This is a genomic window from Tabrizicola sp. T74 (genome assembly GCF_057219935.1).
This window is the reverse complement of the sequence record NZ_JBXVVT010000002.1, coordinates 544,070-554,734: the sequence shown is the minus strand read 5'-3', so window position 1 is coordinate 554,734 and position 10,665 is coordinate 544,070. Positions and strand designations below refer to the sequence as shown.

Genomic DNA, 10,665 nt, shown 5'->3' with positions numbered 1-10,665 from the left:
ACTGAAGGACTGGCGACGTGTTGCTACCCGATACGACAGGTGCCACAAGGTCTTCCTCTCCGCCGTCGCTCTCGCTGCAACTGTCATGTTCTGGCTATGAAGCAAGAACGAGTCCTGACCCTAGCCTCGCCAACTGACCAAACGGTCCCGCTTCCGCTACTTCAAGACGATCCCCGAGATCATCCGCCTGCCGTTAATCTTCTAGTCCTCGCATCGATCCACAGCCACTTTCCGACGGAGCGCCATCTCCAAGATCGCAACGCCTACAAGCAGACCCGTGCCGCCGCTCTCGCCGAGTGGCGCGGCCTGCTCGGTGCCTGACCCGAAGGTGGGGTTGGGGTAACGGAGACTGGTTCGCATTCGTCTGACAGCACCCCCCAGGTCTTCCTCGCTGCAGTCGCTCTCGCCGCAACCGCAATATACTGGCTATGATGCCAGAACGAGTCCCGCCCCCAGGTTCAATGCGAAGTGTCTCGGACTGGCAGCTTTGGATGAGAATGCACTCAACCTTCGCGTACCGATTGCCGTACGGACGTTGACCAAAGCGATCGAGCTGCTGTCCGAAGATTCTCTGGCATCCGTGGCGAGAAGGTTGTGAACTCGACCTTTGGCACAACCGGGCAGCCAATACTTGCCATTGCCATGCCGGCAACACCCAAAGCACCGATTTCCTCGACCTTGGCCGCGCTTACTGTGTGAGCCAGCAGGTCCGCCTGCAATTGCATCAAGAACCCGTTGCCCGATGCGCCCCCGTCCGCCGAAAGAGTGGCAAGGGGCTGGCCGATATCAGCCTCCATCGCATCCAACACATCCGCGATCTGGTGCGCGATCGCCTCAAAGGTTGCACGTGCCAGATGGGCAGGTTTGGTGGCATGGGTCATGCCGGCAATTGTGCCGCGTGCTGCGTCTTTCCAATGCGGTGCTCCTAGACCGGCGAGAGCCGGCACGAAGGTTACGCCACCTGCGTCTGGTACGGTTTGAGCCAGCGCGGAAACTGCAGCCGCGTCAGCAAGACCCAATATGCTTGCCATGAACGCAGCGGCCTGGGCGGACACTGTGATGTTGCCCTCAAGCGCATAGGCCGTGCCGTTGCTATCGGTCCAGGCAATGGTCCCCGAAAGGCCATGGTTCGAAGTCACTCGGGAGGGCGTCAGCGTCATCAGGCTGGAGCCGGTGCCGTAGGTCGCCTTGACTGGTCCCGGCTGGCGGATGCCATGGCCATACAGTGCAGCATGGCTGTCGCCCAGCATCGCGCGAATTGGCAGTCCGGCGGGGAGTGCAGTCGCGCCAGCCGATGTGACACCAAACAGGCTGTCCGACGGGAGCGGTTCCGGCAGGCAATCCACCGGCGCGCCGAAGACCCGGCCAAGGTCAGCCGAGAAAGTCAGGCTGCGCGTATCGAAAAGCTGCGTGCGGCTAGCGTTGGAATGGTCGGTCGCAAAGGCGGCGCCCCCGGTGAGGTTCCAAAGTAGCCAGGCGTCGACGGTCCCGGCACGGAGGCGGCCCTCTAAGTGAAGTCCCGCAGCCTTCTCGACATTCCGCAGCGCCCAGGCGAGTTTCGAGGCCGGGAAAAGCGGGTTGATTCCCAGACCTGTGGCGGCGGTCACTTCCGGGTCATGGCCTTGAGCGATGAGCGCGGCGCAGTCGTCAGCGGTGCGGCGGCATTGCCAGATCGGAGCGGGGCAGACCGGCTCGCTGGTTTCGCTGTCCCACAGGACCAGAGTCTCACGCTGGTTGGCGATGGCGATCGCGTCGATCTGCGACCCGGTTTCGGTAACAATCTGCGCAATGACGGACTGGACCGAAGCCCAGATGTCCGACGCGGACTGTTCAGCCCAGCCGGGGTGCGGGTACGAGGTTCTCAGCGGCGCGGAGGCACGGGCGAGGACACTGCCGGTCTGGTCTATGAGCAGCGCCTTGGTGTTGGTGGTGCCCTGGTCGATGGAAAGGACTCGCAAGACGCTCATTTGCGACCCAGCGCTCGGTGAGCGGCGGCAATGATGCCATCAATTGAAAGGCCGTACTCCTTGAAAAGCCAGTCGGTGGATCCGGTGGGAAGAAAACCAGGGAAGCCCATGCGTTCGACTGGCACGGGCCTGTGGGCCGAGGTGAACTCGGCCACCGCGCCGCCAAGGCCGCCCCGGACCGAGGCCTCTTCGACCGTGACGATGGCGCCGGTGGCAGTGGCCTCGTGGAGGGCGGCTTCGTCGAGGGGATTGATCGTGGAGAAGTTCAGGACGCGGGCAGTGATGCCTTCAGCCCTGAGCCGGTACGCTGCAGAGGCTGCCAAGTGCACAGTGGTCCCGCAGGCAACGATTGTCAGGTCATCGCCCTGAAGGACGACCTCGGCCTTGCCCGGATGAAAGGTTCGGTTCGGGATATCAAGGTCGGGGACGGGCGTGCGGGAGAGCCGGAGGTAGACCGGGCCCTCGTGCCTTGCAGCCCATTTCACGGCTTCGGCGGTTTCCCAGGCGTCGGCGGGAACGATGACGGTGAGATTGGTCAGGGGCCGGAGCCAGGCGAGGTCTTCGATGGAGTGGTGGGTGGCCCCAAGTTCTCCGTAAGCGACGCCAGAGGATTGACCGACCAGCTTCACGTTGAAATTGGCATATGCAATGTCGGCCTTTAGCTGTTCAAGCGCGCGACCGGTGAGAAAGCAGCTTGCGGCGGAGACGAAAGGAATACGGCCGCCATTCGCCAGCCCTGCGCCGACGCCGACCATCACTTGCTCGGCGATGCCCACGTTGATCAGGCGGTCCGGGAACTTCTTCTGGAAACTCCCAAGCTTGGAGGACCCGACCGAGTCATTGACCACCGCGACAATGCGGGGGTCAGACTCGGCCAGTTGCTCCAGAGTCTGCACCCAGATGTTCCGGCAATCGTGAAGCCCGGCGGCGGCGGTTGAGGCGTGGGCCATCAGGCAAGCTCCCGCATGGCTTGGGCATATTGCGCATCGTTCGGGACGCCGTGGTGCCACGAGGCGACGCCTTCCATGAAGCTTACACCCTTGCCCTTGACCGTGTTCGCGATCACGCAGCGCGGCCTGGTGCCGGGGGCAGCCCCAAGTGTAGCCAGCAGGGCCTCGGGAGTATGGCCGTCCACCTCGAACACGTCGAAGCCGAAGGCGCGGTATTTGTCGTCGAGGGGGTCAAGGCCAGAGGTCTCCTCGGTCCCCGCGCCCTGTTGCAGGCGGTTGCGATCGATGATGAGGGTGAGGTTCGCAAGCTTGCGGTGGCCCGCGACCATCGCGGCCTCCCAGTTCGACCCCTCTTGCTGTTCTCCATCGCCGGTCAGCACAAAGGTCCTGTAGGTCGCGCCGGTGATCTGGCCGGCAATGGCGATGCCGGTGGCGACGGGGAAGCCGTGACCCAGGGGGCCGGTGTTGGTTTCGATTCCGGGCAGGTAGTTGCGGTTCGGGTGGCCGTTGAGGAGCGACTTCGGTTGCATGTAGCTGGACAGCCAATCCTCGGGAAAATAGCCCGCCGCGCAGAGGGCGGAGTAGAGCGCTCCGGTGGCGTGGCCTTTGGACATGACGAAGCGGTCACGCCCATCCCAGTCGGGGCGTTGGGGGTCGTAGTTCATCACCCCGAAGTACAGCGTGGCGAGGATGTCCATGGCCGAAAAGTCGCCACCCGGATGGCCCAGTTGTGCGCGATGTACCATGGTAAAGGCTGTGCGCCGCATCCACAGTGCCTTTTCCCGGATTAGCGGGATCTTGTCATTCGTCAGCATATTGTCAGAACCGGTTCGGGAAGGTGAGTTGGGGTTCAGGCTCTTGCCCATGGTGGTAGATCGGCCAACCGAGATACCGGGTCATTGCCTCGTTGACGACATCAGCATGGTGGCCGCGGACCATGGCGACGTGGTGTTCGAAGCCGTTTTGCGTCACGAACTTCAGCAACTTCCGCAATTCCTTGACGCGGGTGGTGGCGATGCCTCCGTCCATCGCGAAGGGATGGTCGGTGAACTCGCCCTCGCCCAGGTAGCACTTCACGGTGCCGCGCCGGTCGTCCGTGGACAGACGGAAATAGGTCATCGGACCGGGCTTCACCTTGCCCTTGACCGCGCCGAAGCATTTCGACCGCCCGATGCTTTCGCCCAGCACGTCCAACTCGCCCACTTCGGGCGTGTCGCCGATGAAGGACTTCGGGTAGTTCCCGCAATGGGTGCAGACGCAGAGGTCTTCTTCGTAGGCGTAGTTGTTGTTCCAATCGAGGATCGCCGGGGGTGCGCCACTTGCCAGCGCCAGCGCATACATCGACAGTGCGCCCATGATGTCGACCTCGCAGGCCGAGGGCATCAGGTCTTCGCCCATCATCGACATCGTCAGGCAGGTGGCGCAGCCAAAGTTGTCCTGCAGGCTGCGCCAGCATTGAATGGCGCTGGCGTCGCAGCCGTTTTCCTCGATCCAGCGATTGACGGCGAGCGTCCAGCGGGCTTGCCTTTCGATCTGGGCAGGCTGGATATGGGCGGGGATCTTCCCGTAGTTCTTGACCTTTTCCAGCGTGCTCAGCAGGGCCGGGTCGTCAGTCTTGATGGCTGACGCAGCCCCCATCATTTCGGACAGGTCCACGGTCACCACGGTGACGCCGGCTGCCTGCAGCAGCTTTTCGGAATAGCGCATGGTCTGAAAGGCACCGGTCCGCGCCCCTATAGAGCCAAGTCGGGCGTTCCGCAGGCCTTTCACTGTGCGGCAGACGCGGGCAAAGCGGTCAAGGTCGCGGCCAAGTTCCTCGCCCCAGGTGTCGCAGGTATGGCTTGTGGTTTCCGAGAACGGGACACCGTACTGCCAGAAGTTGTTGGTGACGCTGATCTTGCCGCAAAACGCGTCGCGACGTTCGGAGACGGAGACTTTGGCAACCTCGTCATTTGAAGCCTGGACGAGAACCGGAACGTTCAGCCGGGCGCGGTTCACCAGTTCGGCCACGGCGATTTCATCGCCGAAGTTCGGAAGGCAGATTACCAACCCGTCGATCCTATCGGCGTGCGCCTTGAAGTGGGCCGCGTAGAGATCGGCGTCAGCGATGGATTGAACCGCGCCGTTCGCTGTGGCCTCGAATGGCAGGATCACTGCGTCGATGTTCAGCTTTGCCAGCTGCGATAGCACGTCATCGCGTGCGGCCTTGCAGGGGGCGGGGCTGAAGAAGGCGCGGCTGCCGATGACGACACCAAGGCTGATCTTGCGCTGGAAGATGGTGGACATGGTTCCCTTCCCCGGTCGCGGTGGCTTCCTCGCCCCGCAGGCGATTTCGTTTGCTTTCGAGTGCTGTGCTTTTACAGCGAGTCTTCCCGCGGTGCAAGCGGAGTTACCGGATGCGAGTGGATGAACGGATGATCTTGCAGGAAAGAGGATGCCATAAGCGCAATGATCGAAAACATTATAAAGCAATTGACAATCAAAAGCGAGGTCATCATGCATGTATCCCAACGAATCGAAACCTATCGATATCGTTTGAAAGGGAGGACATCATGAAACTGAACCGCCGCCTCTTTGTGGGCAGCCTTGCTGCTGCTGTCTCGGGCATCCTGCCGACGCTGTCCCTAGCGCAGGCCAAAGGCACCATCGCGATCATCACCCCCAGCCATGACAACCCGTTCTTCAAGGCCGAGGCCGACGGCGCCGCCGCAAAGGCGGTCGAACTCGGCTATGAAGTCATGGTGCTGGTGCACGACGACGACGCCAACAAGCAGAACCAACTGTTCGACAGCGCGATCGCTGCGGGCGTGAAGGCGATCATTCTGGACAACGCCGGGGCCGACGCGTCGGTGGCAGCCGTCCAGAAGGCAAAAGACGCTGGGATCCCAAGCTTCCTGATCGACCGCGAGATCACCGCGACCGGCGTGGCCGTCAGCCAGATCGTGTCGAACAACTACCAAGGCGCGCAGCTTGGGGCCGAGGAGTTCGTGAAGCTGATGGGCGAAGCCGGCGACTATGCCGAACTCGTCGGCAAGGAATCCGACACCAATGCCGGGATCCGTTCCCAAGGCTACACCGACGTCATCTCGCAGTATCCCGACCTGAAGCTGGTCGCCAAGCAGACTGCCAACTGGTCGCAGACCGAAGCCTTCACGGTGATGGAATCGATGTTGCAGGCGAACCCAAGCATCAAGGGCGTGATCTCGGGTAACGACACCATGGCGATGGGTGCTTGGGCGGCTCTGGAGGCTGCAGGCAGGACGGATGTGATCGTCGTCGGTTTCGACGGATCGAATGATGTGCGCGACAGCATCTTGGCGGGCGGCATCAAGGCCACCGTGCTGCAACCGGCCTATGCGCAAGCTCAGATGGCGGTCGAGCAGGCCGACAAGTATCTGGCAACCGGGTCAACCGGGCTAGAGGAAAAGCAGCTGATGGATTGCGTTCTGGTCAACGCCGACAATGCGGCCAAGCTTGAGACCTTCGCACTGGGCAGCTGATGTCGGTGGCCTGAACCGGCGCGGCCTGCTCCCGGCCGCGCCGGACCCTTCCATTTGCCTCGGAACGAAAATGACCCGTCTGCCGACCATCGCGCTAGCCTGCCTGGCGACCTTGTGCATGACCGCCTGCAAGATCATCAAGAACCCCGAACCGGGGGCTGCGACGGAAATTGCCAGCGGCGAGGCGGGGGATGAGGCGCGGATTGCACTCTTGCTGGACGAAACACTGCAAAGCCAACTCCTACCCTTTATTCGCGACAAGGCGTCAGAGGCGGGACCGCTACGGGCTGCCGTTGCAGCGGGGCTGGATGCCACAGGGACCGCGACGGGAAATCGGGGTGCAGGCGAAGGCGCAGCTTGGAACTTCGCAGTCAAGGGGAGCGGCCAAGTGGTGGAGGCCAATCTGCAAAGCCGGGCAAGGACGGCGGCTCTGGATCTTGACGGTGACGGCAAGGCAGACCTGACCCTGCAACTTGGTCCGGTGATTAAGGGCACTGCACTGCGCGACGTGGCGCCAATCTACGATTTCAACGATTTCCGCGACCAGATCGAATTTGCCAAGCTCGGTCGTGCGATCAACGACCGGGTCTCGGCCGCACTGAACCTGCCCGAGGGCGACCTGATTGGCACGACGCTTGGCTTCACGGGTGCCGTTACGCTGAAGACTGCAAATGACCCATGGCTCGTCACTGTGATCGAGGTCTCGAAATGAACGACCACAGCGTCGGTTTGCAGGTTCGGGGCGGAGTTAAGGTTTATCCGGGCACGCGCGCCTTGAAAGGCGTGGACTTCGACCTGCACATGGGCGCAGTAAACGTGCTTGTCGGCGAAAATGGTGCCGGAAAATCGACCCTGATGAAAGTGATCGCCGGGGTAGAGACGCTGACCGAGGGTTGCATCCTGATGGATGGGCGCGAGGTGCAGTTCCGGTCAAAGGCAGATGCGGTGGCGCATGGCATCGGCATCGTCTTTCAGGAATTGAATCTCTTTCCCAACCTTACCGTGGCCGAGAACATCTTCATCGGCCGGGAACCCCTGCGAGGCGGGATCGACATCGACGCGGCCCGGCAAAGACGCTCCGCCGCCGACTTGATGCAGCGGTTGGAACAGGACATCGACCCTGACACCCCGCTTGGTCACCTGCGCGTAGGTCAACAACAGATCGTGGAAATTGCGAAGGCTTTGGCGCAAGATGCGCGCATCCTGATCCTTGACGAACCTACCAGCGCCTTGTCAGCGGCGGAAGTTGACGTGCTGTTCCGCATCATTCGGGACCTGACGGCGCAAGGCGTTTGTATCGTCTACATCAGTCATCGTCTTGAAGAACTGATCCGCATCGGCGACCGCATCACTGTCTTGCGCGATGGCCTGATCACGGGCGATCGACCCATGGCGGGTGTGGACATCCCCTGGATTGTGCGTGCGATGATCGGCGATGGCTCGAAGGAGTTCCCGCGGACAGAACCGCCGAGCTTTGGTGATGAAGTGTTTCGCGCCGAGGACGTCACCCTGCCGCGCGCTGGTGGTGGTTATGCGGTTGACCATGTTTCTCTTTCGGTACGTCGCGGCGAAATTGTCGGGCTTTACGGGCTTATGGGTGCAGGGCGAACAGAGTTCGTCGAGTGCGTGATGGCCCAGCATCCCCACTCAAGCGGACGCTTCTTCATCAATGGCAGGCCCTTGACCGAACCCGACGTTGCATCCCGCATCGCGCGCGGCGTGGCACTGATCCCCGAAGATCGCAAGCGCGACGGTCTAGTGCAGATCATGGCGATCCGCGAAAACCTGACCCTTTCGGCCCTAGACCGCTTCAGCCGCTTCTTCCATCTCAGCCTGAAGGCTGAGGCGGCCACTGCGATGGACTTCGTGAAACGACTGACCATCAAGATCGCCAGTCCCGAAAATCCGGTCTCATCGCTATCGGGCGGCAACCAGCAGAAAGTGGTCATCGGCAAGGCCCTGATGACCAACCCGAAGGTCCTCTTGATGGACGAACCCAGTCGCGGCATTGACATCGGAGCGAAGGCCGAAGTGTTCCGCACCATGCGCAAGCTCGCGGCCGAGGGCCTCGGCATCCTCTTTGTCACCTCCGATCTCGACGAAGTTCGCGCTCTCTCCGACCGCATCCTGGTCATGGCGAATGGCCGTATCACCGGAGAGTTCGCGGGTGATGCCGAAGCCGCAGCAATCATCGGGGCGGCCAGCCCAGGCAAATCGAAGGCTTCCGCAGCATGAGCACGCTCTCTCCCACAACCAATGCCCTGCTAATGCTGTTGCGTCTTCGCACCTTCGTGGCGCTGATCCTGGTCTTTGCGTTCTTCGCGGTAATGGCCCCCAACTTCCTGTCTGCCGCCAACGCCGTAATCATCTCCAAACACGTGGCGCTGAATGCCTTCCTGGCCATCGGCATGACCTTTGTGATCATCACCGGCGGGATTGACCTTTCGGTTGGCTCGATCGTCGGGCTGTGCGCAATGGTGGCGGGCTGGCTGATGCTGAATGGGGTCGACACCGGATTGGGCTATACGATCTGGTTCAACACCTACGAAATCGTCGGCCTTGTCGCATTGGTCGGGGTTGGCGTGGGCATGATCAACGGAATCCTCATAACCCGGCTGAATGTTGCCCCCTTCATTGCCACTCTGGGCACGCTCTACATTGCGCGGGGGGCTGCCCTGCTGTCGTCGGGTGGGCGCACCTTCCCCAACCTTTCAGGCACGGAAGAGATGGGCACCACCAGCTTTGCCTTCATCGGTACTGGCACCATCCTGGGCCTGCCCTTCATGGTCTGGATGCTGATCGCGGTCGCGGTACTGGCCCATTACATCTCGCGCCGCACGCCCCTCGGCCGGCACATCTATGCCGTTGGCGGCAATGAACGGGGGGCGGCGCTTTCGGGGGTCAAGGTCAACCGCATCAAGATGTTCGTATACATGTTCTCGGGCTTCTGTGCCGCTTTGGTAGGTCTGATCATCGCCAGCCAGCTGCAGGCCGCCCACCCCGCCACCGGCGAGACCTTCGAGCTGAATGCCATCGCCGCCGCTGTCCTTGGCGGCACCTCGATGAGCGGCGGGCGCGGGCGCATCACCGGCACGATCGTCGGGGCCTTTGTGATCGGCATTCTTTCCGACGGGCTCATCATGATGGGGGTGTCCAGTTTCTGGCAGACCGTGATCAAGGGCATTGTCATCATTGTCGCAGTGGTGATTGACCAGGCCCAAAGCCGCTTGCAGGCCCGCGTTGCTCTGGCCCAAGAGGCAGCAGCGCGGTAATCGGCGTTGCGCGGCTGTCGGATCACGACTAAATCTTGACGCCAACGGCGACATGCCAAAGCAGAAAGACCTTTGGGTGGATAAGCGACCAGAAAAGCTTGGCAAAGACAACATGGCCGGACTGCTGTCCGAACCACGCCGTCGGCGCATTCTGGAGTGGATTCAGGAAGAGGGCGCCGCGCGCGTTCGCGACCTTGCCGCCGCGTTTCAGGTGTCCGAGGCCACCATCCGCCAAGACCTTGAACGGCTGGAGCAAGAGGGCGTTCTGACACGCGAACACGGCGGGGCCTTCCTGAACTCGGTTCCGACGCCGGTTGGCGCGCCTACGCTGCACCATCAGGAGAACATGGACAAAAAGCGCAAGATCGGCGCGCTGGCAGCCGGTCTGGTCAAGGACGGCGAAACCTTGATCCTGGATGCCGGCACGACGACAACTGAAATTGCTCTGCGCTTGGTGGGCCACCGCAACCTGACCGTGATCACCAATGCGCTGAACATCGCCATGATCCTGGGCGCCGTTCCCGGTAACGCGGTGCATATGCCGGGTGGTCAGTTCAAAGCACCGACCCTGTCCCTGACCGGTGACAAGTCAGCCGAGTATTTCCGCAATATCTTTGCCGGAAAGCTGTTCCTTGCCACCGCCGGGGTTGCATCGGATTCCGGTCTGACCTACCCCAGCTTTGCCGACCTCCAACTGAAGGAGGCGATGATCAAGGCGGCCAGCCACGTCTACCTTGTGGCGGACTCGACGAAGATCAACAGATCCTCATTCACGCGTCTTGGCTCGCTGGACTTGATCCAGACCTTCATCACGGATGACGCAATATCCGAGTCGGATGTTGCCGAATTCGAACGCTGCGGCCTCACGATGATGATTGCCCGTTGACCACACCTTGATCTGGCCCGGCAGACCTTGAACACCCTGACCCCAGGTGCCAGCCATCACCGCTAAGGGCCGGAGCCGGGTAGCGGCTCT

9 protein-coding genes and 2 pseudogenes are annotated in these 10,665 nt (G+C 61.7%); 7 read left to right on the top strand and 4 right to left on the bottom strand.

Features of this window, described 5'->3' with window-relative positions:
- Together AC2EAL_RS09430 and AC2EAL_RS09425 are read left to right on the top strand one after the other, a co-directional pair.
- A pseudogene (locus tag AC2EAL_RS09430) lies at positions 1 to 100 on the top strand (IS5/IS1182 family transposase); the annotation flags it as partial.
- A gap of 104 nt (positions 101 to 204) precedes the next feature.
- Positions 205 to 321: pseudogene (locus AC2EAL_RS09425) on the top strand (IS6 family transposase); the annotation flags it as partial.
- 182 nt (positions 322 to 503) lie between these two features.
- Here AC2EAL_RS09425 and AC2EAL_RS09420 read toward each other — a convergent pair.
- The 4 genes from AC2EAL_RS09420 to AC2EAL_RS09405 are packed head-to-tail and all read right to left on the bottom strand — an operon-like array spanning position 504 to position 5,203.
- Complete coding sequence (locus tag AC2EAL_RS09420) at positions 504 to 1,967, bottom strand: FGGY-family carbohydrate kinase (RefSeq protein WP_484723941.1); 1,464 nt, start codon at positions 1,965 to 1,967, stop codon at positions 504 to 506.
- A complete protein-coding gene (locus tag AC2EAL_RS09415; protein WP_484723940.1) occupies positions 1,964 to 2,917 on the bottom strand; it encodes a transketolase family protein in 954 nt (317 codons plus the stop codon). Before AC2EAL_RS09415 ends, AC2EAL_RS09420 begins: the two co-directional genes overlap by 4 nt.
- Positions 2,917 to 3,684: a transketolase gene (locus tag AC2EAL_RS09410; protein WP_484723939.1), complete on the bottom strand. Its 768-nt coding sequence runs from the start codon at positions 3,682 to 3,684 to the stop codon at positions 2,917 to 2,919. Before AC2EAL_RS09410 ends, AC2EAL_RS09415 begins: the two co-directional genes overlap by 1 nt.
- Positions 3,685 to 3,736: 52 nt before the next feature.
- Positions 3,737 to 5,203 (bottom strand): L-fucose/L-arabinose isomerase family protein, encoded by a 1,467-nt coding sequence (locus tag AC2EAL_RS09405; RefSeq protein WP_484723938.1) that lies wholly within the window; start codon positions 5,201 to 5,203, stop codon positions 3,737 to 3,739.
- Positions 5,204 to 5,469: 266 nt separating this feature from the next.
- Here AC2EAL_RS09405 and AC2EAL_RS09400 point away from each other — a divergent pair, with 266 nt between their 5' ends.
- The 5 genes from AC2EAL_RS09400 to AC2EAL_RS09380 all read left to right on the top strand — a co-directional run bounded on the left by AC2EAL_RS09400 (position 5,470) and on the right by AC2EAL_RS09380 (position 10,575).
- Positions 5,470 to 6,417, top strand: coding sequence for a substrate-binding domain-containing protein (locus tag AC2EAL_RS09400; protein ID WP_484723937.1), 948 nt, complete (start codon positions 5,470 to 5,472; stop codon positions 6,415 to 6,417).
- A gap of 70 nt (positions 6,418 to 6,487) precedes the next feature.
- Positions 6,488 to 7,129: a DUF2291 family protein gene (locus tag AC2EAL_RS09395; RefSeq protein WP_484723936.1), complete on the top strand. Its 642-nt coding sequence runs from the start codon at positions 6,488 to 6,490 to the stop codon at positions 7,127 to 7,129.
- The gene (locus AC2EAL_RS09390) at positions 7,126 to 8,652 is read left to right on the top strand and encodes a sugar ABC transporter ATP-binding protein (RefSeq protein WP_484723935.1); all 1,527 of its coding nucleotides are present in this window, start codon (positions 7,126 to 7,128) and stop codon (positions 8,650 to 8,652) included. Before AC2EAL_RS09395 ends, AC2EAL_RS09390 begins: the two co-directional genes overlap by 4 nt.
- Positions 8,649 to 9,689 (top strand): ABC transporter permease, encoded by a 1,041-nt coding sequence (locus AC2EAL_RS09385; RefSeq protein WP_484723934.1) that lies wholly within the window; start codon positions 8,649 to 8,651, stop codon positions 9,687 to 9,689. Before AC2EAL_RS09390 ends, AC2EAL_RS09385 begins: the two co-directional genes overlap by 4 nt.
- 52 nt (positions 9,690 to 9,741) lie before the next feature.
- Complete coding sequence (locus tag AC2EAL_RS09380; protein ID WP_484723933.1) at positions 9,742 to 10,575, top strand: DeoR/GlpR family DNA-binding transcription regulator; 834 nt, start codon at positions 9,742 to 9,744, stop codon at positions 10,573 to 10,575.
- The last annotated feature ends 90 nt before the right edge of the window (positions 10,576 to 10,665 follow it).

What these genes read in the sequence shown, in the direction of transcription:
- AC2EAL_RS09420 (WP_484723941.1), bottom strand. Translation starts at nt 1,967, where the DNA reads ATGAGCGTCTTGCGAGTCCTTTCCATCGACCAGGGCACCACCAACACC.
- AC2EAL_RS09415 (WP_484723940.1), bottom strand. Translation starts at nt 2,917, where the DNA reads ATGGCCCACGCCTCAACCGCCGCCGCCGGGCTTCACGATTGCCGGAAC.
- AC2EAL_RS09410 (WP_484723939.1), bottom strand. Translation starts at nt 3,684, where the DNA reads ATGCGGCGCACAGCCTTTACCATGGTACATCGCGCACAACTGGGCCAT.
- AC2EAL_RS09405 (WP_484723938.1), bottom strand. Translation starts at nt 5,203, where the DNA reads ATGTCCACCATCTTCCAGCGCAAGATCAGCCTTGGTGTCGTCATCGGC.
- AC2EAL_RS09400 (WP_484723937.1), top strand. Translation starts at nt 5,470, where the DNA reads ATGAAACTGAACCGCCGCCTCTTTGTGGGCAGCCTTGCTGCTGCTGTC.
- AC2EAL_RS09395 (WP_484723936.1), top strand. Translation starts at nt 6,488, where the DNA reads ATGACCCGTCTGCCGACCATCGCGCTAGCCTGCCTGGCGACCTTGTGC.
- AC2EAL_RS09390 (WP_484723935.1), top strand. Translation starts at nt 7,126, where the DNA reads ATGAACGACCACAGCGTCGGTTTGCAGGTTCGGGGCGGAGTTAAGGTT.
- AC2EAL_RS09385 (WP_484723934.1), top strand. Translation starts at nt 8,649, where the DNA reads ATGAGCACGCTCTCTCCCACAACCAATGCCCTGCTAATGCTGTTGCGT.
- AC2EAL_RS09380 (WP_484723933.1), top strand. Translation starts at nt 9,742, where the DNA reads ATGCCAAAGCAGAAAGACCTTTGGGTGGATAAGCGACCAGAAAAGCTT.